26 protein-coding genes are annotated in these 25177 nt (G+C 61.8%); 15 read left to right on the forward strand and 11 right to left on the reverse strand.

Annotation, left to right across the window (positions count from 1 at the left end; genetic code table 11):
- Positions 1-83: 83 nt before the first annotated feature.
- The gene (locus FDT80_RS09875) at positions 84-374 is read right to left on the reverse strand and encodes an S-adenosyl-L-homocysteine hydrolase (protein ID WP_246039918.1); all 291 of its coding nucleotides are present in this window, start codon (positions 372-374) and stop codon (positions 84-86) included.
- 97 nt (positions 375-471) lie between these two features.
- Between FDT80_RS09875 and FDT80_RS09880 the strand changes: the two genes are divergently transcribed.
- Together FDT80_RS09880 and FDT80_RS09885 are read left to right on the forward strand one after the other, a co-directional pair.
- Positions 472-1071, forward strand: a complete 600-nt coding sequence (locus FDT80_RS09880; protein ID WP_138662121.1) for an HD domain-containing protein — start codon at positions 472-474, stop codon at positions 1069-1071.
- Complete coding sequence (locus FDT80_RS09885; RefSeq protein ID WP_138662122.1) at positions 1068-1550, forward strand: GNAT family N-acetyltransferase; 483 nt, start codon at positions 1068-1070, stop codon at positions 1548-1550. Before FDT80_RS09880 ends, FDT80_RS09885 begins: the two co-directional genes overlap by 4 nt.
- Positions 1551-1555: 5 nt before the next feature.
- On the opposite strand, the gene FDT80_RS09890 is transcribed toward FDT80_RS09885, so the two are convergent.
- Together FDT80_RS09890 and FDT80_RS09895 are read right to left on the reverse strand one after the other, a co-directional pair.
- Complete coding sequence (locus tag FDT80_RS09890) at positions 1556-2110, reverse strand: ActR/PrrA/RegA family redox response regulator transcription factor (RefSeq protein ID WP_138662123.1); 555 nt, start codon at positions 2108-2110, stop codon at positions 1556-1558.
- Positions 2111-2204: 94 nt separating this feature from the next.
- Positions 2205-2828, reverse strand: coding sequence for an SCO family protein (locus tag FDT80_RS09895; RefSeq protein ID WP_138662124.1), 624 nt, complete (start codon positions 2826-2828; stop codon positions 2205-2207).
- A gap of 95 nt (positions 2829-2923) precedes the next feature.
- On the opposite strand from FDT80_RS09895, the gene regB reads away from it, so the two are divergent.
- From regB to trxA, 8 genes are all read left to right on the forward strand, one after another.
- A complete protein-coding gene (gene regB, locus FDT80_RS09900) occupies positions 2924-4324 on the forward strand; it encodes a sensor histidine kinase RegB (RefSeq protein WP_138662566.1) in 1401 nt (466 codons plus the stop codon).
- 118 nt (positions 4325-4442) lie between these two features.
- The gene (locus FDT80_RS09905; protein ID WP_138662125.1) at positions 4443-5978 is read left to right on the forward strand and encodes a PAS-domain containing protein; all 1536 of its coding nucleotides are present in this window, start codon (positions 4443-4445) and stop codon (positions 5976-5978) included.
- A 107-nt stretch (positions 5979-6085) separates the two neighbouring features.
- A complete protein-coding gene (gene tsaE, locus FDT80_RS09910) occupies positions 6086-6505 on the forward strand; it encodes a tRNA (adenosine(37)-N6)-threonylcarbamoyltransferase complex ATPase subunit type 1 TsaE (protein ID WP_342777645.1) in 420 nt (139 codons plus the stop codon).
- On the forward strand, positions 6502-7527 hold the full coding sequence (locus tag FDT80_RS09915) for an aminoglycoside phosphotransferase family protein (RefSeq protein WP_138662567.1): 1026 nt from the start codon (positions 6502-6504) through the stop codon (positions 7525-7527). The genes tsaE and FDT80_RS09915 overlap by 4 nt, the downstream gene beginning before the upstream one ends.
- Positions 7500-8192 carry a nucleotidyltransferase family protein gene (locus FDT80_RS09920; RefSeq protein WP_138662127.1) on the forward strand — a complete coding sequence of 231 codons (693 nt, stop codon included), beginning with the start codon at positions 7500-7502 and terminating at the stop codon, positions 8190-8192. The genes FDT80_RS09915 and FDT80_RS09920 overlap by 28 nt, the downstream gene beginning before the upstream one ends.
- Positions 8185-11142, forward strand: a complete 2958-nt coding sequence (gene addB / locus FDT80_RS09925; RefSeq protein ID WP_138662128.1) for a double-strand break repair protein AddB — start codon at positions 8185-8187, stop codon at positions 11140-11142. The genes FDT80_RS09920 and addB overlap by 8 nt, the downstream gene beginning before the upstream one ends.
- Positions 11139-14525, forward strand: coding sequence for a double-strand break repair helicase AddA (addA, locus tag FDT80_RS09930; protein ID WP_138662129.1), 3387 nt, complete (start codon positions 11139-11141; stop codon positions 14523-14525). The genes addB and addA overlap by 4 nt, the downstream gene beginning before the upstream one ends.
- Positions 14526-14560: 35 nt before the next feature.
- A complete protein-coding gene (gene trxA / locus FDT80_RS09935) occupies positions 14561-14881 on the forward strand; it encodes a thioredoxin (protein ID WP_138662130.1) in 321 nt (106 codons plus the stop codon).
- 56 nt (positions 14882-14937) lie between these two features.
- Here the strand turns inward: trxA and FDT80_RS09940 are convergent, their stop codons facing one another.
- A complete protein-coding gene (locus tag FDT80_RS09940; RefSeq protein WP_138662131.1) occupies positions 14938-15837 on the reverse strand; it encodes a hypothetical protein in 900 nt (299 codons plus the stop codon).
- Positions 15838-15937: 100 nt separating this feature from the next.
- Here FDT80_RS09940 and hslV point away from each other — a divergent pair, with 100 nt between their 5' ends.
- The 3 genes from hslV to FDT80_RS09955 are packed head-to-tail and all read left to right on the forward strand — an operon-like array spanning position 15938 to position 19054.
- On the forward strand, positions 15938-16495 hold the full coding sequence (gene hslV / locus FDT80_RS09945) for an ATP-dependent protease subunit HslV (protein WP_138662132.1): 558 nt from the start codon (positions 15938-15940) through the stop codon (positions 16493-16495).
- Positions 16492-17796: an ATP-dependent protease ATPase subunit HslU gene (gene hslU, locus FDT80_RS09950; RefSeq protein ID WP_138662133.1), complete on the forward strand. Its 1305-nt coding sequence runs from the start codon at positions 16492-16494 to the stop codon at positions 17794-17796. Before hslV ends, hslU begins: the two co-directional genes overlap by 4 nt.
- A 37-nt stretch (positions 17797-17833) precedes the next feature.
- Positions 17834-19054, forward strand: a complete 1221-nt coding sequence (locus tag FDT80_RS09955) for an MFS transporter (RefSeq protein WP_138662134.1) — start codon at positions 17834-17836, stop codon at positions 19052-19054.
- On the opposite strand, the gene FDT80_RS09960 is transcribed toward FDT80_RS09955, so the two are convergent.
- The 3 genes from FDT80_RS09960 to FDT80_RS09970 are packed head-to-tail and all read right to left on the reverse strand — an operon-like array spanning position 19051 to position 21316.
- Positions 19051-19626 (reverse strand): Smr/MutS family protein, encoded by a 576-nt coding sequence (locus FDT80_RS09960; protein WP_138662135.1) that lies wholly within the window; start codon positions 19624-19626, stop codon positions 19051-19053. The genes FDT80_RS09955 and FDT80_RS09960 overlap by 4 nt on opposite strands.
- Positions 19626-20615: a murein transglycosylase A gene (mltA, locus tag FDT80_RS09965; protein ID WP_170311841.1), complete on the reverse strand. Its 990-nt coding sequence runs from the start codon at positions 20613-20615 to the stop codon at positions 19626-19628. Before mltA ends, FDT80_RS09960 begins: the two co-directional genes overlap by 1 nt.
- 41 nt (positions 20616-20656) lie before the next feature.
- Positions 20657-21316 (reverse strand): Tim44/TimA family putative adaptor protein, encoded by a 660-nt coding sequence (locus tag FDT80_RS09970; protein ID WP_138662136.1) that lies wholly within the window; start codon positions 21314-21316, stop codon positions 20657-20659.
- Positions 21317-21421: 105 nt separating this feature from the next.
- Between FDT80_RS09970 and FDT80_RS09975 the strand changes: the two genes are divergently transcribed.
- Together FDT80_RS09975 and secB are read left to right on the forward strand one after the other, a co-directional pair.
- Positions 21422-21907: an FxsA family protein gene (locus tag FDT80_RS09975; RefSeq protein WP_138662137.1), complete on the forward strand. Its 486-nt coding sequence runs from the start codon at positions 21422-21424 to the stop codon at positions 21905-21907.
- Positions 21908-21963: 56 nt separating this feature from the next.
- Positions 21964-22461, forward strand: coding sequence for a protein-export chaperone SecB (gene secB, locus FDT80_RS09980; RefSeq protein ID WP_138662138.1), 498 nt, complete (start codon positions 21964-21966; stop codon positions 22459-22461).
- A gap of 3 nt (positions 22462-22464) precedes the next feature.
- Here secB and dnaQ read toward each other — a convergent pair whose 3' ends face one another.
- The 4 genes from dnaQ to FDT80_RS10000 are packed head-to-tail and all read right to left on the reverse strand — an operon-like array spanning position 22465 to position 25157.
- Positions 22465-23151 (reverse strand): DNA polymerase III subunit epsilon, encoded by a 687-nt coding sequence (gene dnaQ, locus FDT80_RS09985; protein ID WP_138662139.1) that lies wholly within the window; start codon positions 23149-23151, stop codon positions 22465-22467.
- A complete protein-coding gene (coaE, locus tag FDT80_RS09990) occupies positions 23144-23737 on the reverse strand; it encodes a dephospho-CoA kinase (RefSeq protein WP_138662569.1) in 594 nt (197 codons plus the stop codon). The genes dnaQ and coaE overlap by 8 nt, the downstream gene beginning before the upstream one ends.
- Positions 23734-24567 (reverse strand): shikimate dehydrogenase, encoded by an 834-nt coding sequence (locus tag FDT80_RS09995; RefSeq protein ID WP_138662140.1) that lies wholly within the window; start codon positions 24565-24567, stop codon positions 23734-23736. Before FDT80_RS09995 ends, coaE begins: the two co-directional genes overlap by 4 nt.
- Complete coding sequence (locus FDT80_RS10000) at positions 24564-25157, reverse strand: Maf family protein (RefSeq protein WP_138662141.1); 594 nt, start codon at positions 25155-25157, stop codon at positions 24564-24566. Before FDT80_RS10000 ends, FDT80_RS09995 begins: the two co-directional genes overlap by 4 nt.
- Between the last annotated feature and the right edge of the window lie 20 nt (positions 25158-25177).

Genomic DNA, 25177 nt, shown 5'->3' on the forward strand with positions numbered 1-25177 from the left:
CTGTAAAGGCTCAATCGTCGAAACGCCGCAGTGCAGGGGGTGCATCGCGACGTTTCAACATGAATTAAGGTGATGAGATGTGGTCAGTCGAGCGATGCCACCAGATCGGAGGCCTTGTCACCACCCATCCAGTCATCCCCCTGCGCCATCACGCAAGCTCTGTCATCGCCCTGGGGCCGGATGATCGTCCATGTCCCCGTCTCCTCGGACGCCCAAAGCTGCGCATCGCCGGCGGCGGCGCGATCAACCGGGGTTTCACCATACCATTCGAACAGCGCCGCTTTCATCTCGGTCGCGTCCATGCACACTTCATCGGCCGTGGCGGTGGTTGTCAGTGCAAGCGTGATCGCAAGAGCGGAAAAAACGGGTTTCATGATCATCTCCTTCGTGGGATGAACAGTCAGACCCCGCTGCGGGTTCCAGATTTTCGCCCGCATTCCCAAACCGTTGGCCCCCCACAGGAGATATTGCATGGCCCCGCAACCCCGCGCATGGCAAAGAATGCTATCGGGTCGCAGGCTTGATCTGCTTGATCCGACGCCCGTGGATATCGAGATCGAAGACATCGCGCATGGCCTTGCCTTCGTGGCGCGCTGGAACGGGCAGACACATGGTGACTATGCCTATTCCGTGGCCGAACATTCGCTGCTTGTCGAAACGCTGTTCGGGCGCATCACGCCAAAGGCACCTGCGAAATGGCGGTTGGCGGCCCTTCTGCACGATGCGCCGGAATATGTGATCGGTGACATGATATCACCGGTCAAAGCGGCTGTCGGGCCGGACTACGGTGCGCTTGATGAACGGCTGACAGCGGCCATTCATATCCGCTTTGGCCTGCCTGCCGCGATCCCCGCATCGGTCAAAAAGCAGATCAAGCGCGCCGACAGAATCAGCGCCTTCATGGAGGCAACCCAGATCGCGGGCTTTGCCGCGTCCGAAGCCGCCAGATTCTTCGGCACGCCCGATCCCAGGCTGATCGAAGGGCTTGGCATCGTCTTGCGCCCCCCGGTCGAGACCCGCAGTGAATTCACTGCGCGTCATGCCGAATTGCTGGAGCAGATGGGAGGATGATGGTTCGACCGGCTCTTTTGATCGATACGCGCGACATCGCGCGCTTGCTGAATGACATAATCGAACGCGGTGGCACCACCGCCTTGACCCGGCCAGTGACGGGGCAGGACATCACGGAATGGATGGCAGAAGACGCCGACCGCTCGGCGTGGCACGTGGCGGTCGACGACCAAGGCAAGGTGGTCGGGTTTCAGTGGATCGCGCCGCATCCCCAGCTTCCGCCAGAAGCCTGCGACATCGCCAGTTACGTACAGATCGGGCAAGCGGGTCTGGGTATCGGATCGGCCTTGTTCGACGCCAATGCCAAAGCGGCCAAACGACTGGGATACGCGTGGATCAACGCAACGATCCGCGCGGACAACCACGGCGGGCTGACCTACTATCAAAGCCGTGGCTTCCGCGACTGGGCCCTTGACGAAGCGGTCCGGCTCGACAGTGGTCAGATCGTCGACAAGATCAGCAAACGCTACGACATTTGACGCCCTCAGCGGGGGCTGCGCTTGGCCAGGATCCGCTGCAATGTCCGGCGATGCATGTTCAACCGGCGCGCCGTCTCGGACACGTTGCGATCGCAAAGCTCGTAGACCCGCTGAATGTGTTCCCACCGCACGCGATCCGCGCTCATCGGGTTTTCCGGAGGAGGGGGCAGCGCCTCGCCATTGGCTAGAAGCGCATTGATGATATCCGTGGCGTCCGCCGGTTTCGAAAGGTAGTCGGTCGCGCCGATCTTTACCGCGGCGACAGCGGTCGCGATCGCACCGTATCCCGTCAGTACGACGACCCGCGCATCGGGGCGACGCTCGCGCAGAACTTCGACCACGTCCAGACCGTTTCCATCCTCGAGCCGCAGATCGACGACTGCGTAGGCTGGCGGACGGGCCGTCGCAATCGCCCGACCAGCGGCAACCGATCCGGCGCTTTCAACGTCGAAACCGCGTTTTTCCATGGCTTTGGCCAGACGCCGCAAAAACGGCTCGTCGTCATCGACAAGCAACAGCGACCGGTCGGATCCTAGTTCAAGAAGCTCTTGCTGTGACATGTGCCGCCTTTCCTGAGAGGGTCGTGTCGCCGACCCCGCGCTTCAATATGTGGCGGCACCATGCCGGGGTCAAATTTTCTTGGCGTCCGTGGCCTTATTGACCCGACTGACCGACAAAGCACGCAACGGTGTCGGCCATCTGCTGTGGCGTAACCTCGCGGCGGAAAAATTCGACGAACCCGTGTTCGGGAAGCACCAGGTAACTGAAGGTCGAATGATCGACGAGGTAATAGTCGTCGTCCGCTGGCTGCGCGCTGTAGTATGTGCGAAACGCGGCGCTTGCGGCCTTTACCTGTTCCGGCGTGCCGGTCAGACCGATCATCTTCTCATGCATGTTCGCGGCGAAATCGCCCACCACCTCGGGCGTGTCGCGTTCCGGATCGATCGAGATGAAGACCGGCGTCACCGAATGACCCCGCTCCGCCAGGATATCGACGGCCGAGACGTTGCGCGCCACATCCAGCGGGCAGATATCGGGACAGAAGGTGTACCCGAAATACAGGATCGCCGGTTCGGTGATCACATCCGTGTCGGTCACGGTCCGACCCTCGGCGTCAATCAACTCGAACGGTCCTCCGATGGCACCGGCACCACCGGCCACCTGACCGGCGCGGCATTGCGCGAACTGATCGCCTGTTTTGGGGCTTTGAGTGAAAAACCAAAGTCCGGCCAGAAAGATGGCGGCGACGGCCGCGGCGACGATGGCAATATTACGCATGGCTTTGAAAATCTTCCTGGATGACACATGTTAAGACTGGTTCACGGCAGATCTAAATGCGCTGTGCTTTTATGCAACCCACGAATGGTGCCCCGATGGCCGATACCGACGTCAGACCGTTCAGCGGGCACACCCGCGCCAACTGGATCCGTCTGCGCACGATGATCCTGCTGCGGTGGTTCGCCATCGCGGGCCAGTTGACGGCGATCACCGTGGCGCAGCATTTCTACGGGCTGCAACTGGAACTGGGCTTGTGCTATCTGGCGGTGGGCGCGTCGGTCATCGCGAACCTGGTGGCAATTTTCGTCTTTCCCGAAAACAAGCGGCTGTCTGAAACCGAAAACATGCTGCTGGTTCTTTTCGACCTTTTGCAACTTGGGTTTCTGCTGTTCCTGACAGGCGGGCTGCATAATCCCTTTGCGTTGCTGTTGCTTGGGCCGGTGACGATTTCGGCGGCGGTGCTGACCCTGCGGTCAACGGTCGTGCTGGGCGGGGCGGCGATCCTGCTTGTCACTCTCTTGTCGCAGTTCCACTTCCCCTTGCGCACGGACACTGGCGACATCCTTCAGATCCCGGAGCTTTTTGTGTTTGGCAACTGGATCGCCCTGATCATCGCGATCGTGTTCATCAGCGCCTATTCGCTGCGGGTCACGTCGGAGATTCACGGCATGTCGGACGCATTGTCGGCGACGCAAATGGCGCTGGCCCGCGAACAGAAGCTGACCGATCTGGGCGGCGTGGTCGCCGCCGCCGCGCATGAATTGGGAACACCGCTGGCGACCATCAAACTGGCCAGCGCGGAACTCGCCGAAGAGCTGACCGACTATCCGGAGCTGCGCGAGGATGCAGAGCTGATCCGCGAACAAGCCGACAGGTGCCGCGATATTCTGCGTGACATGGGCCGCGCGGGCAAGGACGACCTACACCTGCGACAGGCGCCATTGATGGCGGTGATCCAAGAGGCCGCCGAACCGCATATGATGCGGGGCAAGGAGGTGCATTTCATCTCAGAACCCACAGGCGAGGACGAGAAACATCAACCCGCCATCCTGCGCAAACCCGAGATCATTCACGGCTTGCGAAACCTCGTTCAGAATGCCGTGGATTTTTCGCGTTCGACCGTCTGGATCGAAGTGAAGTGGACCGATAGCACCGTTTCGCTGAGGATCGTTGACGATGGGCGCGGGTTTCCGCCGCATCTATTGGGTCGCATCGGCGATCCGTTCATGCGCCGCCGCCGCGCGCCCGCCGACCGCAAGGCAAGACCCGAATACGAAGGCATGGGCCTTGGTCTTTTCATCGCCAAGACCCTGTTGGAGCGGTCGGGCGCCGAACTGACCTTCGTCAACGGATCGGAGCACCTGACCCTGAACGTCGTGCCAAATCGGCACATCGGCGCCATCGTCGAAGTCGTCTGGCCGCGCTCCAAGATCGACGCGCGGCAGGGGGATACGCCGGTTCCTTCCGGTGCAAACACCCGGATCGCGTTTCCTTGACCGTATCCACCGGTCAAACCCCGCTGTTCAGCCAGGATTAATCACAAATTAACCAATTTCACGCTCTCGTTGACTCGGCGGGGTCATTCCGGTTCTGCGCAACGAAAGAGGGTGTCAGATGCTGCCGCTGGATTGGGCCGTTGCCGGGCTGTCTGCCTGTATCAGCGCGTTGGTTGCGCTTTGGTGGCTGACGAAAGGCGTTGCGGCCCCCGCGATAAATCATATTGAGGATGACTGCGATATCGCATTCGTGTTTCACGGCAGCGCGCTGCACCACGCGTCAAACTTCGCCGAACAGGCCTTGGGCCTGAGCGCTGGACGCGACGACTGGACCTCGATGGCACAGGCGCTCGAACCCCGGTTCCCCGATCTCGAAACCTACATGAGCGGACCGCCGAACCAATCGGTTGCGCTCGAGGCGGGCGCAAACGGCGACCGCTGCGACCTGTGGATCACCCGCAACGGTGACGTCACGCACGCGCAGGTTCAGCGTCAGACCGCCATCCCGGCCCGTACCAGCCCGCCGGGATTGCCCAGGGCGAAAGACGATGAATTGAGGCACCTGCGACTGGCCAGCGAAACGAGCCCACATCCGGTCTGGCAGACCGAGGCGACAGGCCATGTGGTTTGGCACAACGAAGCATATGACAGGCTATACCGCTCGATATTTGGCGACGCGCCGAAACCTGATCACCCCGTTTTCCAACCCTTTGCGGAGCAGCCGCAAACCCTGTCTACCCGTCGCGTTTCGACCCCGTCAGAGCATGACGGCGAGCGTGACTGGTATGATGTCCGTGCCCGGACCGTAGGCGGGACGACCGTCTTTCATGCCGCGAATATCAACCCCGTGGTCGAAGCCGAAATCGCGCAGCGCAATTTCGTTCAGACCCTCGCGAAGACTTTTGCGCAACTGTCCATCGGCCTCGCGATCTTTGACCGCAATCGCCAGCTTGTCCTGTTCAATCCGGCCTTGATCGACCTGACGGATCTACCTGCCGATTTCCTGAGTGCACGCCCGACCCTGACCGCGTTTTTCGATTGGATGCGGGAAAATCGGCGCATGCCGGAACCGAAGAACTATACGCACTGGCGTCAGGAAATCGCCGAAGTCATCGCCGCGGCCGCGGACGGGCGGTATCAGGACACCTGGACGCTGGAGACCGGTCAGACCTACAAGGTCAAGGGCCGGCCGCATCCCGACGGGGCCATCGCGTTCCTTATCGAGGACATCACCGCCGAAATGTCAGTGACCCGCAATTTTAGGGCTGAACTCGAGATAGGCCAGTCCCTGATCGACACTTTGGAGGACGCATTGGTCGTCTTCTCGGCAACGGGCATCGTCACCTTCTGCAATGCCGCCTATCGCAGGCTTTGGGGGCTCGATCCCGACAACAGCTTTGCCGATGTGACGATACAGGATTCGCTGCGCGATTGGCAAAAACAATGCGCACCGGGGACGGATATGACCACGATCGGGCATTGCGTGATGAGCGTCGGAGACCGCGACGCATTTCACACCAGCGTCCGGCGGTCGGATGGGTGCTCGCTCGAGTGCCATGTGATACCTCTCGCCGCGGCGGCATCGATGGTCCGGTTTCAGGTCGGCGCGCCCGGTTCAAGACATCAACGACCGGTTTCGGCCACCGAAGCCTGAGACCTTGGATTAATCCGCTTGCGGCCTCTGCCCAGCGCGATACCTTGCCGCCCATGCACCGATGTTCGCGCACATTCGATCTTGCTTCGGCAGAGGCCACCGCGGCAATGGCCCGGAGTCTCGCGCGGCTTTTGGCCCCCGGAGATACGGTGCTTTTGACAGGCGGTGTCGGGGCCGGAAAAACGCACTTCGCCCGTGCGCTGATCCAGTCCATCCTGACCGTTCCCGAAGATGTCCCGTCGCCGACATTCACGCTGGTCCAGACCTATGACACGACGCAGGGGCCGCTTTGGCACGCCGATCTGTATCGCGTGGGTTCGGTGCACGAAATCGAAGAGCTTGGCATCGCGGATGCGTTCGACACCGCGATCTGTCTCATCGAATGGCCCGACAGGCTGGGTGATCTGCGACCGGACGATGCGCTCGACATTTCGCTGGATCCGGGTGCAGATGACACGGACCGCCGGATGCAGGTGACAGGGTGCGATCGGACGTGGAGCGAGAGATTGAAGAAATGGACGCCATGACGGACAGGCGGGCAATGGCGCGTGATTTCATCGGATCCGCGGGCTGGACGGATGCGAAGGTGTCGCTGCTGGCGGGCGACGCATCGAACCGCCGGTACGACCGGTTGATCCGATCCGACGGCAGCAGCGCGGTGCTGATGGATGCACCGGCGAACAAGGGCGAAGACGTGCGTCCTTTCCTCGCCATCGCGGGCCACCTCCGCGCGCAGGGATTAAGCGCGCCAAACCTTCTGGCCGCGGACCCGGCGCAGGGATTTCTATTGATCGAAGACCTGGGCGACGACCTGTTCGCGCGGGTCATGGCCACCGATCCCGGGGCGCAAGTGCCGCTGTATTCCGCAGCCGTCGATGTGCTTGTCGCCCTGCACGATGCCCCCGTGCCCAAGGTGCCCGCCTATGACGCGGCGGTGATGGCCGACCTGTCGGGTCTCGCCTATGGCTGGTATCGCAATGGCAGTGCCGGCGATCCGCCGAACGCCGCCGCAACCGAATTCTCGCGGATGTTTCGCGACCATCTGGTCGCACTGGATCACCAGCGACAGGTTTTGATCCTGCGCGATTTCCATGCGGAAAACCTGCTGTGGCTGCCGGAACGGCAGGGAATTGCCCGCGTCGGGTTGCTGGATTTCCAGGATGCGATGTCGGGCAATCCTGCCTATGACCTGGTTTCGGTCCTGCAAGACGCGCGTCGCGATGTCTCCCCCGAAATCGAAGCCATGATGATCGCGCGGTACGTATCCGCGCGCGGTCTTGATCCCGTGCGGTTCGGCAAGGATTACGCGCTGCTTGGCCTGCAACGCAACCTGCGCATACTGGGCGTGTTCGCCCGCCTCTGCCTGCGCGACGGCAAGGCGCATTACGTCGATCTGCTTCCCCGCGTCTGGGGACACGTCGAAACCAATCTGTCGCATCCAATGCTGGCATCGCTAGCAGAACCGATCCTGCGTGATCTGCCGCGCCCGACCCCCGAGATCCGAGAGAGATTGAAATCCAGATGCGCGACCATCCCACATCTGTCCTGATGTTCGCCGCAGGCTTCGGCACGCGGATGCGCCCGTTGACGGCGGATATGCCCAAGCCGATGGTCCCGGTTGGGGGGCGCCCGCTGATCGATCACGCGCTGGCATTGGCCAAGGGCGTTGCATCCGGTCCGATCGTCGCCAACCTGCACTACAAGCCGCAAATGCTGGTCGATCACCTGATGCCGCAGGGGGTGGCCACCATTATCGAAGCGCCCGACATCCTCGAGACGGGTGGCGGGTTGCGCAATGCGTTGCCGCTGCTGGGGCAGGGGCCGGTGTACACGATGAACACCGATGCGATTTGGGCGGGTCCGAACCCGCTGGCGGCGTTGGCAAGCGCCTGGCGACCCGACGTCATGGATGGGCTGCTGATGCTGATCCAGCCTGACCTGGCCAAAGGATACGCCGGGCAGGGCGATTTCACGCTGCACGACGATGGAACACTGTCGCGCGGTGCGGGGATGATCTACGGCGGCGTGCAGATCATCAAGACCGATATGTTGCACGACATACAAGAGACCGCATTTTCGCTGAACTTGCTTTGGGACCTCATGTTGGCAGATCGCACGCTTCACGGCCTCGCCTACACCGGCAGGTGGTGCGATGTGGGCCACCCCGGCGGTATTGCGCAGGCCGAAACTCTTCTGGCCGCCCACGATGTTTGATCGCGGCGCCACCCCGCGCGTCTTCGGGCTTGCGCCCGGTGTGGATTTTCCCCGCGCGCTGGTGGATGGATTGACGGCGCGAATGGCGGGCCAGCCCCCCGAGGCAATGGCACGGGTTCAGGTCATCGTGAATACCGAACGCATGGCGCGACGCCTGCGTATGTTGTTTGACGACGGCCCGGCGCTTTTGCTGCCGCGCATCCGGTTGATCACCGATCTTGCGGTGCTGGCCCCGACGGGCGCATTGCTCCCGGCGCTATCGCCTTTGCGGCGACGCCTTGAACTGATCAAGCTGATTTCGCAACTTCTGGATCAGCAGCCGGACCTCGCGCCACGAGCTTCCTTGTATGATCTGGCGGACAGCCTGGCGGGCCTGATGGACGAAATGCAGGGCGAGGGCGTCGCGGCGGAGGACATCGCCAATCTGGACGTGACGGATCAATCAGGCCATTGGCAGCGCGCGCAAAGTTTCATCTCGATTGCGCAGACCTACATCGACCAGACGGCGCTGGCGCCTGACCCCGAAACCCGCCAGCGTCGGTTGGTCGAGGCGATCGTCGGCGAATGGCGGGACAACCCGCCGCACGATCCCATCATCCTTGCGGGATCGACTGGGTCGCGGGGGACGACCCAGATGTTGATGCAGGCAGTGGCGCGGTTGCCGCAGGGCGCATTGGTTCTGCCGGGGTTCGATTTCGACATGCCCGCTGCGATCTGGTCCGATCTCGACGATGCAATGCTGTCAGAGGATCATCCCCAATACCGCTTTCATGCGCTGATGCGTGCGCTTGACCTTGGCGCGGACCAGGTCGAGGTCTGGCACGACACGCCGCCGCCATCGGCGCCCCGCAATGCGTTGGTATCGCTATCGTTGCGTCCTGCGCCGGTGACGGATGCCTGGATGACCGAGGGGACGCGCCTGCGAAATCTGGACCGCGCAACCGCCGCGATCACGCTTGTCCGGGCCGAAACCCCACGGGTCGAGGCGCTGACCATCGCGATGCGGTTGCGGCACGCGGTGGAAAACGGACAGGCCGCCGCCCTGATCACACCTGACAGGATGCTCACCCGGCAGGTTACATCGGCGCTGGACCGGTGGGACATCCTGCCGGACGACAGTGCTGGCACGCCTCTGCAACTGACGCCGCCGGGGCGTTTCCTGCGGCATGTTGCCGGGCTTTTTGTGCGCAGACTGGATGCCGAGGCATTTCTGACGCTGTTGAAACATCCTCTGACGCACAGCGGCGCGGATCGAAACCTGCACCAACTCAACACGCAGCGGCTTGAACTGCGAATCCGCCGCGACGGGCTTCCCTATCCGGATGCCGAAGGTCTCGCGCGGCTGGCCCTGAAATCGGCCACGGACGAGGGCGAGCGTGCGGTGATGTCGACCTGGGCCGCTTGGGTCGGCGATCTGCTGTGCGACCGGATGGTTCCCGGCGAGCGGCCGCTAGGCCATTGGGTCGACGCACACCTGCGATTGGCGGAGGCTTTGTCGGCCGGTCCCGACGCTGATACCACGGGCGAGCTTTGGAAGATGCAGGCGGGTGAAAAGGCGCGCGCGACACTGCAATCGTTGCAGGATGAGGCCCCGCATGGCGGATCCATGACCGCTGCCGATTACGCCGATCTCGTGGGGGCGCTGCTGTCGCAAGGCGAGGTCCGGGACCGCGATGCACCGCACCCCGATGTCATGATCTGGGGCACGCTGGAAGCACGTGTTCAGGGTGCCGATCTGGTGATCCTGGGCGGGCTGAACGACGGCACATGGCCCGAAGCGCCCAAGCCGGACCCTTGGCTGAACCGCGCCATGCGGCAAACCGCCGGGTTGCTGCTGCCCGAACGTCGCATCGGCTTGTCGGCCCACGACTACCAACAGGCGGTCGCGGCGCCCGAGGTCTGGCTGACACGCTCGATCCGCTCCGACGATGCGGAAACCGTACCGTCGCGATGGCTGAATCGGCTGGAAAACCTGATGCGTGGCTTGCCAAAGCAGGGCGGGCAACACGCCTGGGACGCTATGACGGCACGTGGCGATCAGTGGCTCGGCCGTGCCGCCAGGCTGGAGCAGACCGTCCGCGTCAAACCCGCGCGCCGCCCGTCGCCCCGCCCCCCGGTCGCCGCGCGGCCCGACGCGCTTTCGGTGACGGAAATCAAACGCCTGATCCGCGACCCCTTTGCGATCTACGCCAAGCATACGCTGCGCCTGTCCAAAATGGGGCCGCTGGTGCAGGGGCCCGATGCCGCGATGCGCGGCAATCTCGTGCATGACATCATGGAACGCTTTATCAAGACCGTCACCGACGACCCGGCGCAATTGACGGCCACGACCCTGATGCGCATCGCCGACGACGCCCTGGCACAGGATGCGCCGTGGCCCGCGGCGCGGGCGATGTGGCGCGCGCGGATTGAACGGGTGGCTGACTGGTTCATTGCGCGCGAGGCAGAGCGACAGGCCCAAGCGAAACCGATCGCTTTCGAGGATGACGCAAGGGGCAAGCTGACCTTGCCGGATCTGGGGTTCACCCTGACGGCCCGCGCAGACCGGATCGACCGGACCGACTATGGCGATGCGATGATCTATGACTACAAGACTGGAACACCGCCAAGCGCGCCCGAACAGGCCAAGTTCGACAAGCAGCTTCTAATCATGGCCGCGATGATCGAAGAGGGCGCTTTTGAAAAGATCGGGCCGTTGCATGTCGCACGCGCCACTTTTGTCGGTCTGGGCTCCAAACCGGTAGAGGTTGACGCACCGCTTGAGGATGAGCCCCCGCGCGAGGTGCTGGCCGAACTTCGCAGCCTGATCGCCGCCTACCTCAGCCCTGAACAGGGGTTTACCGCCCGACGGATGATGCAGCAGGACCGCTATGGCAGCGACTATGATCAGTTGGCGCGCTTTGGGGAATGGGACGCGACACAGGATGCGTATCCAGAGGATTTGACATGATCCAACGCGATGCGGCCACCCAAAGACAAGTCGACGCCGCGCGGCCAGATGTCTCTACGTGGCTGGCGGCCAACGCGGGGTCGGGCAAAACCCGCGTGTTGACCGACCGGGTCGCGCGCCTGCTGCTAGACGGCGTCGAGCCGCAGCACATTCTGTGCCTGACATACACCAAGGCGGCTGCGTCGGAGATGCAGAACCGTCTGTTCCGCCGCCTGGGCGAATGGGCGATGCTGGGCCAGGACGCGCTGCGCGATGCGTTGGTTCAATTGGGGGCCGAAGGGCAGCTGGATGACGCAAACCTGCGCGCGGCCAGAACACTGTTCGCGCGTGCGATCGAAACGCCCGGCGGGCTCAAGATCCAGACCATTCATTCGTTCTGCGCGTCGCTCCTTCGGCGCTTTCCCCTGGAGGCAGGCGTCAGCCCGCAGTTTACCGAAATCGAGGATCGCGCCGCGGATCTCTTGCGCGAAGAGATCGTGGACCGGATGGCCGATGGCGCCGACTCGGGCGTCGTCGCGGGAATTGCCACGCATTTCACCGGCGAGGAACTTGGCAAGCTCACGCGCGCCATCGTCGGACAGCGAGAGGCATTTGCGAACCCGGTCGATTGGGCCGCGTGTCTTGCGCTGTTCGGCCAGCCCACCGATCTGAGCGCAGAGCGGATAGAGCGCGGCGTTTTCCAGGGTGGCGAGGCGGAGATGATCGCGCGCATTGTCCCGCCGATGCTGACCAAGGGCGGCAACGACGGCAAGGCAGCAGAGAAATTGCGGACCCTTCGGACGATCGATTACGCGGCGCTGCCCGTGCTTGAGGGTGTCTTCCTGAACGGCGCCAAGGCCAAGGCGCCGTTTGCCGCGAAAATTGGCGGGTTTCCGACCAAGCCGACGCAAAAGGTCATTGCCGACGATCTGCCCTTGCTGAACGATTTGATGCAACGGGTCGAGGAGGCCCGCCAGCCACGTTTGGCATTGCTGGCGGCGCGCAAGACTTACGCGCTCCATCGGTTCGCCGCGCGGTTCGTGCCGTTGTACGAACATGAAAAACTGATCCGCGGCTGGCTGGATTTCGACGATCTGATCCTCAAGGCGCGACAGCTTTTGACCGATCCGCGCGTCGCGGCCTGGGTGTTGTTCCGGATCGACGGCGGCATCGATCATATCCTGGTGGACGAGGCGCAAGACACCAGCCCGGCGCAGTGGGACGTGATCCGCAAGCTTGCCGCCGAGTTTTCAAGCGGTGAGGGCGCGCGCAGCAACGTGGCGCGTACGCTGTTCGTGGTCGGCGACAAGAAACAGTCGATCTATTCCTTTCAGGGTGCCGATCCACGCGAATTCGACCGCATGCAGGCGGAATTCGATACCAAGCTGACCGCGGCCGGCCATGTGTTTCAGGACAGCACGCTGGACCATTCGTTCCGCTCGTCCTCCGCCATCCTGCGGCTGGTGGATGCGACGTTCGACAACCGGATACAGGCGGGCTTTGCCAAGGACGCACTGCACGTGGCATTCAAGGCGGACCTGCCCGGACGGGTAGATCTGTGGCCAGTGGTGGACAAGCAGGATGACGATGACGACCGCCTGTGGTCAGACCCGGTTGATCGGCGCAGCGCACGGCACCATACCGTACTGCTTGCCAACCAGATCGCCTGCAACATCAAGAGGATGATCGATACCGGCCAGACCGTTCCGGTTGACGGGCCAACGCCCGGAAGCTTTGTCAGACGCCCTGTGCGGGCAGGCGACGTTCTGATCCTGGTGCAACGTCGATCCGAGCTTTTTGCCGAGATCATCCGCGCCTGCAAGGCGCATCAGTTGCCGATTGCCGGTGCGGATCGGCTCAAGGTCGGAGCGGAACTGGCGGTCAAGGATCTGGGTGCGCTGCTGTCGTTCCTTGCCACGCCGGAAGACAGCCTGTCTCTCGCCACGGCATTGAAATCGCCGCTGTTCGGGTGGACTGAACAGGCGCTGTTCGATCTGGCGCACCGGCGCACGCAGCCACACCTTTGGCAAGCGCTGCGCCAACGCGGTGCCGATTTTCCCGATACGATCACGATCCTGCGCGATCTGCGTGCCAACACCGACTTTCTGCGCCCCTACGATCTGATCGAGCGGATCCTGACCCGGCACGGTGGGCGGGCGAGGCTGTTGTCGCGTCTTGGGCCCGAAGCGGAGGACGGGATCAATGCCTTGCTCAGCCAGGCCCTCGCCTATGAGCGCAGCGCCGTGCCGAGCCTGACCGGGTTTCTGGTGTGGATGGAAACCGACGATCTGGACATCAAGCGCCAGATTGACAGCGCGTCCGACCAGATCCGGGTGATGACGGTGCATGGCGCCAAAGGGCTGGAGGCACCCATCGTCATTCTGCCCGACACGGGCAAACGCGACATTCAGATCAAGGACGAGATCGTCAGCCTGAACGGCACGCCGGTCTGGAAGGCAAACGCCGACGACATGCCGGACACGATGCGCGACGCCATCGACAAAATGAAGGACGCGCAACACGACGAAAGGCTGCGGCTTTTGTACGTGGCGCTGACACGGGCGGAAAAATGGCTGATCGTCGCTGCCGCGGGCGATCTGTCGAACGATGGCAGCAGTTGGTATCAGATGGTTCAGGCCGCGCTGCTGCAGTCGGGCGCGACGGAGCAGATGTTCGACGGATCGCCGGGCCTGCGCCTGCAGGAGGGCGACTGGGACGACCTGGAGATGGCATCGGTTTCGGTTCCGCCAAGGCACGATGCTACCCTGCCGGAGCTGTTTTCGCGCGCAGCACCTGCGCCTGCTGACCGGTCCAAAACGGTGTCACCCTCCGATCTGGGCGGCGCCAAGGCACTGCCGGGCGATCAGGGCGAAGACGAGGACACGGCGAAACGCTATGGCTCGCTCGTGCACTTTTACCTTGAACATCTGGGCGGGCGCGATCCGGCGGATTGGCCCACGATCCTTGCCGCGTTGCACCCTGCGGGCGCTGCGGATGACACCGCCCGGCGCGCCGCCGAGGAAGCGATGTCGGTGGCGTCCGCGCCTGCGCTGGCCGATCTGTTCGCACCGGGCACGATGGCCGAAGTGCCGATCAGCGCCGCCTGGGGCGAGAGCCGCCTGCATGGGATCGTCGACCGCCTGATCGTGACCGACACACGGGTTCTGGCCGTTGATTTCAAAACCAACCGCACCGTGCCCGGATCGGCGGCGCAGTGCCCCGAAGGATTGCTGCGCCAGATGGGCGCATATGCCCATGCGCTGGCGCAGATCTATCCCGGCAAACGGATCGAAACGTCGATTTTGTGGACCCGTGACGCCACGCTGATGCCGCTTTCGCACGATCTGGTGAATGCGGCCCTGCGCATGACGCCCGACCTTGACGAAGCCGGGCGAGGTTCTTAGGTTCGCGCTCTAATCACAGCTGTCAGGAGAGCATCATGGCCACCGTCGCAGTCACCGACGCCACGTTCGACGCCGAAGTCAAAAATTCCGATATCCCCGTCGTGGTGGATTTCTGGGCCGAATGGTGCGGCCCCTGCAAGCAGATCGGCCCATCGCTCGAAGAGCTGTCGGCCGAAATGGACGGCAAAGTGAAGATCGTCAAAGTCAACGTTGACGAGAACCCCAATTCACCTGCGCAGATGGGCGTGCGCGGCATTCCGGCGCTGTTCATCTTCAAGGACGGTCAGGTCGTGTCGAACATGGCCGGCGCCAAGCCGAAGGCGGCGCTTCAGAGCTGGATCGAGGATTCGATCTAAGCGCGACTGGCAAATTTCAAGATCAAGGGGGCGTCCTTTCGGGGCGCCCTTTGTCGTCAGAGGGGCCACCCGAACCGACGCAAACGTGCCAGGATCTTGTCCTCTGCGTCGGGGCGACCGGCATTGATGGATTGATCTTGCCAGAACCACCAGACGTAGCGCGCGAAATCAGGCTTGTAGGTCGGGGCCGCTTCAAACAGCGGTTTCAGATCCTCGTCTTGCGCCTTGAGTGCGATGTGATGAAAATCGATCTGTGCAAACAGGATCGCGGGCTTGGCAAAGAAATTGCCGAAAAAGGCCGCGCTTGAATTCTGGGTCACCACGTAGTCGCAGCCGCGCAGCAACTCCTCCATCCCGCCCATGCGAACGCTGAGCCGCGGGAAGGACAACTCCAGCCGCTCCAGCATGGCCAGATCCGCCTGGGAGTATGTTTCCTTGGGGTGCAGGGTTGCGACGATGTGACGGTTCGGATCGTGCTCAAGGCAGGCTTCGATCATCGCAAAGGGACTACGCGACTGAAACGACCGGTGTTCCGACAGCCGGCCCTGCAGCGGAACATAGACATAGCCATCTTGTGTGCAAGACTGCGGCGCATCCCCGAACAATCGCTTTTGCCAGTACGCATGAAACCGCGCGGCCGTGTCCGGGTCGATCGTGTCCGGTGCAAAGTCGGCGCGCGCGACATCCCACGCCCAGCGCGCTGCCGTCTGTTCGATTTGCCAGAAGGGATAGTGATAGACCCGTCGAAACATCAGCCCCTTTGCATCGGGCGGCTGGTTCATATGGGTCAGCGTATACGCACCGTCGGCACGCGGCGGTGTCTTGGAATATTCGACGTCCATCCCGGCGCGCTGCGCGATCTGCGCGATCTTGGCGATGAAGTTATGCTCGCCCGCCGCCGCGCTCTGGCGCAGGCCGTCTTCGAGGTGAAATCGAAGGGTTGCTTGATCGGTCATATGCAGAACGCTACCGACAGGATGGCGGCGTCACAAGGGGTTGCCCTTGTGACCGGGCGGGGCGGGGCCATATAGAGAAGCTACGACAAGGAGATACCCAATGGCCAAGCAAGAATTTCCCGGATGGCACGGGACGACGATCATCGGCGTCAAAAAGGGCGGCGAGGTCGTGATCGCAGGTGACGGCCAGGTCAGCCTTGGCCAAACCGTGATCAAGGGCACCGCCCGAAAGGTGCGCCGCTTGTCGCCCGGCGGTTACGACGTGATCGCAGGTTTTGCCGGTTCGACCGCCGACGCCTTCACCCTGCTGGAACGGCTTGAGGCAAAGCTTGAGAGCTTTCCCGGTCAGTTGCAGCGGGCCAGCGTTGAATTGGCCAAGGACTGGCGCACTGACAAGTACCTGCAAAAACTGGAAGCGATGCTGATCGTGACCGACGGGGCCGATCTTTTGGTGATTACCGGGGCGGGCGACGTGCTCGAGCCGGAACACGCGATTGCCGCGATCGGGTCAGGCGGGAACTATGCACTGGCCGCGGCGCGCGGCATGATGGACAGCGACCGCGACGCCGAAGGCGTGGCCCGCGACGCGATGGCGATTGCCGCAGATATCTGCGTCTATACCAATGGAAACCTTACGGTGGAGAAAATCAGCACATGACCGATCTGACCCCCCGCGAAATCGTGAGCGAGCTGGACCGCTTCATCATCGGCCAGAAAGACGCAAAGCGCGCCGTGGCCGTGGCCCTTCGCAACCGCTGGCGCCGCAAGCAACTGTCGGACGACCTGCGCGAAGAGGTCTATCCCAAGAATATCCTGATGATTGGACCCACGGGGGTGGGCAAAACCGAAATCAGCCGCCGTTTGGCGAAATTGGCCCGCGCGCCGTTCATCAAGGTCGAGGCGACGAAATTCACCGAGGTCGGTTATGTCGGCCGCGACGTTGAACAGATCGTGCGCGATCTGGTCGATACCGCCATCGCGATGGTGCGCGATCAGATGCGCGAAGACGTCAAGACCAACGCTCACGAGGCCGCCGAGGAGCGCGTGATCGATGCCATTGCGGGCGAAGACGCCCGTGAAGGCACCCGCGAGATGTTTCGCAAGAAGCTGAAGTCGGGCGAGCTGGACAACACCATGATTGACCTCGAGGTGGCCGATACCTCAAGCCCGTTTCCGATGATGGATATTCCCGGTCAGCAGGGCGGCATGGGCATGCTTAACCTGGGCGACCTGTTTGGCAAAGCCATGGGCGGGCGCAAGACGAAAAAGCGTCTTTCGGTCGCCGAAAGCTACGAGGTTCTGATCGGGGAGGAGGCCGACAAGCTGTTGGACGACGAAACCGTGACGCGAAACGCCATCGAAGCGGTGGAGCAGAACGGAATCGTGTTCCTGGACGAGATCGACAAGGTCTGCGCCCGGTCGGATGCACGCGGTGGCGACGTCAGCCGTGAAGGCGTGCAGCGCGATCTTCTGCCCCTGATCGAAGGGACGATCGTCAGCACCAAGCATGGGCCCGTCAAGACCGACCACATCCTGTTCATCGCCTCGGGGGCGTTTCACATCGCCAAGCCGTCCGACCTGTTGCCCGAATTGCAGGGACGTCTGCCCATTCGGGTTGAGCTGCGCGCGCTGACAGAGGACGATTTCGTGCGTATCCTGACCGAGACGGATAACGCGTTGACACTGCAATATACCGCCTTGATGCAAACCGAAGAGGTCAAGGTCAGCTTTACGCCCGAAGGGATCGCGGCGCTGGCCAAGATCGCGGCGGACGTGAACCAGTCGGTCGAAAATATCGGCGCGAGGCGGCTCTATACCGTGATGGAGCGTGTGTTCGAGGAGCTGTCGTTCAATGCGCCCGACCGCGGCGGTGAGGAAATTTCGGTCGATGCGGATTTCGTCGAGAAGAACCTTGGGGCGTTGACGCGCTCGACCGACCTGTCGCGCTACGTTCTTTAGGGGTTTTCTTTGGCCCATGTCCCTGTGAATGAGGGGCATGGGTTATCTTCGCTTCGTGATCGACAATCGGCTGTTTCTGTTGGCGGGCTTTCTGCTGACACTCACGTCGTCTTACGGGCAGACCTACTTCATCTCGATCTTCGCGGGCGAAATCCGCGGCACGTTCAACCTGTCGGATGGGCAGTGGGGCGGAATCTATACAGTCGGGACCACGCTTTCGGCGATCACGATGATCTGGGCGGGCGCGCTGACCGACAGGTTTCGGGTGCGCGAACTGTCGCTTGTCGTGATGCTGGCGCTGGCCGTCGCCTGCCTTGCGATGGCGGCGGTTCCCAACTGGATCGTTTTGGTCTTTGTGATCTATGCGCTGCGCCTGACGGGGCAGGGGATGATGTCGCAACTGGGATCGGTGGCGATGGCACGCTGGTTCGTGGCCGCGCGCGGCCGGGCGTTGTCGCTGTCCTCCATGGGGTTCGCGGCGGGACAGGCCACGCTGCCGGTGTTGTTTGTCGCCCTCTTTGCGACCTTTCACTGGCGCAGTCTTTGGGTTCTGGCCGCGATCATCGTGCTTTTGACCATCCCCGTGATGCGCCGACTGCTGCAACATGAACGCACGCCGCAATCCATGGCCCGCACCAATCAGGTTGCAGGCATGAACGGCCATCACTGGACACGTGCGCAATTGCTGCGCAGCGGTCTGTTCTGGTTGATGGTGCCCATGGTGCTGGGGCCGGCGGCCTGGGGTACGGCATTGTTCTTTCAGCAGGTGCACCTGACCGAAGTCAAAGGCTGGTCGCTTGTGTCTTTCGTGGCGCTGATGCCGCTTTTTACCGTGGCCGCGGTGGTCTTCACCTTCGTGTCCGGCTGGGCGATAGACCGCTTCGGCGTCAAATGGGTTGTCCCGGTTCAGATGCTGCCCTTTGCCGTTTCCTTCTTTGTACTGGCCTATGCCGACTCGATTGCGGTGGCCGGCCTAGGCATGGTCATCTTCGGTGTCGGCCAAGGTATGCAGGCGACTGCGCCGGCGGCTTTCTGGGCCGAATTCTACGGTACGCGGCACCTGGGTGCGATCAAGGCGATCGCGGCGGCGATAATGGTGTTCGGATCCGCCATCGGGCCCGGCATCACCGGCGCGCTGATCGATGCCGGGATTGATTTCCCGGATCAGATGGTGGCGATTGGCATCTATTACCTGCTGGCCGGGGCGCTCGCCTGTCTAGGCATCCTGCGCTATCAGCGATGCCTCGTGTTGGCCTAGCGCGATCGCCGCAGGTAAACGTAGTAGGCGCCGCCGCCTCCGTGGCTGATATGCGCCGGCGAAATCTGCAGCACCAGCGGGCCCAACGGCGCCATCGACAGCCATTGCGGCACCTGGTGGCGCAAGACACCGTGGCGCACCGGGATCGGGCCGCCGGAATCGCGCGATTTTCCCTTGCCAGTGATCACCAGCACCAATCGTTTGCCTTGGCTGTGGGACGACAGGATGAACCGCGTCAGCGCCGGATGCGCACGATCGATCGTCATACCATGCAGATCGATGCGCCCTTCCGGCACCAGCTTGCCGCGTTTCATCCGGCCAAAGGCCTTTTGATCCATCTGCACCGGCGCGGAATTCAGCCGATCCTGAAGTGTGGGCACCAGGTCATGCGACGCGCGGCGCGGTGCCGGTTTGTGCGGAAAGACCGGTTCGTTCCGGCGTGGCCGTGGAGCAGATTGAGCACCGGGCGGCGTTTCGGGGTCGAAGGACCTGACGGGATCGAGGCGCTCCGTCTGCTCCGTGACGCGACGCCAGAGATCGATCTCTTCCGGGGCAAGGCGGCGACGCTTCATCACCCGTCCTCGGACAGCAGGGCAAAGGCGCGCTGAATTGGCATCAGAACGATCATCCGCCCCGGATCGCGCAGACGTCCGGCCGCGCGACCCGCGCGATCGCCCGTACCGAAAAAGATGTCCGCCCGCTGCGATCCCTTGATGGCAGAGCCGGTATCCTGCGCGATCATCAAACGGCGCAAAGGCCCTTTGCCGTCTTTCTCGATCCAGACCGGTGCACCCAAGGGCACGAACGCAGGGTCAACCGCGACGGTACGCAGTGTCGTGATAGACCTGTTCATCGCGCCAAGCGGTCCCTTGTCGGCAGGCACTTCGCTGACCTCCCGAAAGAAGACATAGGACGGGTTGTGATACAAAAGCCGCGCCCCGTCATCGGGATTGCGCCGCACCCAGTTCTTGATCACCTGTGCGCTGACCTGGTGCGGTTCGTACACGCCGCGCCGCACCAATTCGACCCCGACCGATCGATAGGGCTGCCCATTCGCCCCGGCATACCCGACCCGAATGGAACGCCCGTCCGGCAATCTGATCCGGCCAGATCCTTGAATTTGCAAGAAGAAAAGTTCGACCGGGTCATCGACCCAGGCAATTTCCAAACCGCGCCCCGTCATCGCGTCGCCGTCCAGAATTTGCTGACGGGTCAACCATGGCGAAATTTCCTTTGCCTCAGGCGGCATGGCATAGACAGGATGGGCGTAGCGAGGCGAGGGCGACAGGGAGCCGTCGAGTTCCGGTTCGAAATAGCCGGTGAACATCGCCTCTGACCCGTCATCGATCAAGATCGGGCGGAACAGCAATTCGAAAAAGGATTTCGGATCGGGATCGGACGTCGCATAGGCACAGAGCGCGCGCCAATCCGGGTCGTCCATATCCTGGCAGGTGTTGCGAAAAACCGCCAAGGCGGCGGCGTGGTCGTCATCCTCCCAGCCGTCAAGCTTTTCGAACGACAGAACCTCGTAGCGGACGTCGGCCATGGCGTTATTTGCCATTGCGATTGACCCCGCTGCGACAGCGACCAGCGCCGCGCGCCTTATGCGTCTGTAGATACCAGGAACCAATTCGGATCATCCGATCCCATGATGCGCGAAAACGCCCATGTGTCTTTCTGGCGCTTCACTTCCGACAGGCTGCCCTCGATGATCTCACCATCCGCGTTGCGCACGGCGGACCTCAACTCGGCAACATAGGACAGGGTAAGTTCCGCCTCGTTGGTTTCGGGATCAAGCGTGGCGTTGACCAGTTTCATCTCCCGCACGCCGATGAATTCCGCCTCGATGGTCAGGCCCTGGTCCTCGCGGGCGGCCACGCCGTCGACAAAGCTCTCATAGACTTCCTCCGACAGGAACGGCTGGATTTCGGACAATTCGCCGCGCTCGTAGCCCATGACGATCATCTCGTAGGCGCCGCGCGCGCCGGTCAGAAATTCGGTCACGTTGAATGACGGCTCTATCCGCTTCATGTCGGCAAGCGCTTTGGCGGCGTCGCTGTCGGCATCGACATGATCGACGATATCAAGGTCGGGTCCGCCTTCGATCACGTCGAATTCGGGCCTTCCTCGGCGTTCCGTCGTCGTCGTCGACACCGGCGTCTTTTCATAACCTTCGCGCGTGCCCAACACGTTTTTCAGACGCAGGATCAGAAAAACGGCGATGCCGGCCAGCACCAAAAGCTGGATCAGGGGCGAATTCATAGGGACCTCGTTTCAGGCAAAGCATGGAAACACGTTACTAGAAGACTTATGTAGGGGCTCGACCCGCCCAAGTCCACTCCGGGTCAGTCGAAAGGAGTGCCGCATATGTGGCTGTTAGTCGCTTTTCTTGTCGTACCGCTGATCGAGATCACATTGTTCATCCAAATCGGCAGTGTGATCGGCCTTGGCTGGACCCTTTTCACGGTCGTCGTCACCGCCGTTTTGGGCACTTGGCTGGTGCGAACACAGGGTGTGATGGCCATAGGGCAACTGAAATCGTCGTTCAACGAAATGCGCGACCCGACCGAACCGCTGGTGCATGGTGCGATGATCCTGTTTTCCGGCGCTTTGCTGCTGACACCGGGGTTTTTCACCGACGCCGTGGGGTTTGCGCTCCTGAGCCCGCAGGTGCGATCCGCCGTCTTCAAGGCCGTGCGCAGCCGGATCAACGTGCAAGGCTTCTCGGCGCAGACCCGGCAGGGGCATTCAACCCGGCCCGAACAGCGCGACGACATCATCGATGGCGACTATCACGAGGTCCGTGAGGACACGCGGACGCCCGGCGAACCGTCTGGCTGGACCAAGCATTGAGTACGCCTTGCCAAGCTGGTACGACTTCCAAGATTTTTTCATCCCAGGAGTAAACCATGGCCGACGATCAAGCCGCTGCCCAACCGCAAGGACAACAACAGGCACCGCAGATGCGCGTGCTGGGACAGTTCATTCGCGATATGTCCTTCGAAAACATCATGGCGCAAAAGGGTGCGCCCGCCGATGTCACTCCCGACGTGCAGGTTCAGGTCAATCTTGACGCGAAAAAGCGCGCGACCGAAAACCAGTACGAGACGGCGATCAAGCTCAAGGTCACGTCCAAGGCCAAGGACGGCGATGCCACGCTGTTCGTTTTGGAAATCGATTATGTCGGCATTTTCAGCATCGAGCAGGTCCCCGAGGACCAGCTGCATCCCTTCCTGCTGATCGAATGTCCGCGCATGATCTTTCCGTTCCTGCGCCGCGTTGTCAGCGACATCACCCGTGACGGGGGTTTCCCGCCGCTGAACCTTGAAAACATCGATTTCCTGTCGCTTTACCGCAACGAGATCGCGCGCCGCCAATCGGAAACACCGCCCAAGGCAGACGCCTGATCCTCAGCTCTTGAGCCAAAGCGCGTCGTCGCCCAGCCGTTTGACGAATTCGGCATGGGCGGCGGCTTCCTCCTCGCTCAGACGCGAGGGCAGGGGCGTCGGGCGCGGTTTCGGCGTCCAGTCACCCGAAATATCATCGGCAGAACGTTCCTGTTTGGCCGAAAGGCCGAAATCAGGTTGGCGGCCGCCGATCAGTTCCAGATACACTTCGGCCAGAATTTCACTGTCCAAAAGTGCGCCGTGCAGCGTACGCGACGCGTTGTCGATGTTGAAACGGCGGCACAGCGCATCCAGCGACGCGGGCGATCCGGGAAACCGTTTGCGCGCTATGGCCAGAGTGTCGATCGCCTGTTCCCATGGAATCTGCGGCAGGTTCATCCAGCGCAGTTCGGCATTCAGGAATTTGATGTCGAAAGCCGCGTTATGGATAATAAGCTTCGATGTGCCGATGAATTCGAGAAACTCGGCCCCCACTTCGGCGAACTTGGGTTTGTCGCGCAGGAAATCGTCGCCCAGCCCGTGCACCTGAAACGCCTCATCCGGCATGCTGCGTTCGGGGTTGATATACTTGTGAAACGTGCGGCCCGTGGCCATATGACCCATCAATTCGACCGCTCCGATTTCGACGATCCGGTCGCCGGATTCCGGGTCGAAGCCAGTCGTTTCGGTATCAAGAACGATTTCACGCATCGGCCAGCCTTCTTCGAATGATTTCGACCACGTTTCTAACCTGTGCGCGAGCGTGTTCAAGCGTATCGGTTTCAATGACGAAATCCGCACGGGCGCATTTCTCGCTGGCGGGCATCTGCTTGGCCTTGATCTGCTGAAACTGCTCCGGGGTCATGTTGCCGCGATCCAGCACACGGCGCTCTTGCTCATCCTCCGAGACGGTGACGCAGGCGGTGGCATCCATCTCCGCATCGCCACCGGTTTCGAACAGCAACGGAATATCCAGAACCGCGATGTCGGATGTTGCCGTGGCCAGGAAATACGCGCGGTCCTGCGCGACAAGCGGATGCACGATCGCTTCTATCCGCTTGAGGGTCGCGGGATCATCGGCGATGATCTGGCGCAGGCGGTCACGCGAGACAGTGTCGCCGTCGATCGCCGATGGAAACGCCTTTTTCATTGGCCCGACGGCATCGCCCCCGGGTCCGTACATCCGGTGAACGGCCGCATCTGCATCCCAGACGTCGCACCCAAATCCGGCAAACATCTTTGCCGTTGTCGATTTTCCCATCCCGATGGATCCGGTGAGCCCAAGTTTGAACATCAGCGCAACGCCGCCGCACGCGTCGCGCTGTCTACCGTCGGCCTGACGCCGAACCACCGCTCAAAGGCAGGAACCGCCTGGTGAAGCAGCATCCCCAAACCATCGACCGTGACACAGCCCAGGTCCTCGGCCGTGGTCAAAAGCCGGGTTTTCAACGGTGTGTAGACAAGATCGGTCACAACCGTTCCCGCGCGCAAACCGTCAAGCGGGACGCGCATTTCCGGCTTGCCGATCATGCCCAGCGATGACGTGTTCACGACCAATGCGACCTCTTCGAGGATATTGCCGGCCTGGACCCAATCCACGACCTGGACCCGGTTCCCGAAATCCGACTTCAGCTTTTCGGCGCGAACGCGGGTCCGGTTGGACAGCAGTATTTCCGGCACGCCTGCGTCAAGCAAGGATGCGATCACTGCGCGTGCGGCGCCTCCGGCCCCTAAAATCGCTGCCGGTCCCTGTGTCGGTATCCAGTCGGGTGCGCCGGATTTCAGATTCTCGATAAATCCGTACCCATCCGTATTGTCCGCCTGAATCTTACCGTCCTTGCGAAAGATCAACGTGTTGGCCGCACCGATCAGGGTCGCGCGGTCCGTCACGATATCTGCAAGGCCCAGAACCGCTTCCTTGTGAGGTATCGTGATATTGACGCCAACAAAGCCCATTTTCGGAAGTGTCGTGATGACCTGGCGCAGGTTGTCCGACGACACGTCCATCGGAATGTAGTATCCCGGCAATCCGTGTGTCTTGAGCCAATGGCCGTGCAACTGCGGCGATTTCGAATGCGAAATCGGCGATCCGATGACGCCGGCCAATGGTATCTTCTGGGCAGTCATTGTTGCAGGTCTCCGCGCAGTGTCAGGTATGACAGCAGTTCCAAAAGTGGCATACCCAATACGTTAAAGTAATCCCCTTCGATCCGGGTGAACAGGCGCACCCCCTCTTCTTCAAGCTTGTAGGCACCGACACTGTGGCGGATGCTGTCCCAGTTTCGCGCGACATACTCCTCGATATACTGGTCCGAAGCGTCGCGCATCCTCAGACGGACCTGACCGACATGACGCCAGATCGGTTTGCCGTTCTCAAATATCACGGCTGCCGACAACAAAATGTGCTGATCGCCGCGCATCATCTTGAGCTGTTCGATCGCATCGCCGGGCGAGGTTGGTTTCGACAGTAGCGCGCCCTTGTGGTCCAGAACTTGATCACACCCCAGAACCAGCGCGTCAGGATGCTTGTCGCTGACCTTGCGGGCTTTCATTTCAGCCAACGCATCGGCGATGTCGCGCGGTTTCGCATCTTCCGCCAGCAACGCTTCGCGGATCATATCCTCGTCGATCCTCGCCGTGACCACCGAAAACTGGACCCCGGCCTGACGCAACATCTGGGCCCGGATTTCAGAACCGGAGGCAAGGATCAGAGGCATGTGGATAACCTTGTGCGTAG

The sequence above is a fragment of the Sulfitobacter sabulilitoris genome (assembly GCF_005887615.1).
Classification (GTDB): Bacteria; Pseudomonadota; Alphaproteobacteria; order Rhodobacterales; family Rhodobacteraceae; genus Sulfitobacter_E; species Sulfitobacter_E sabulilitoris.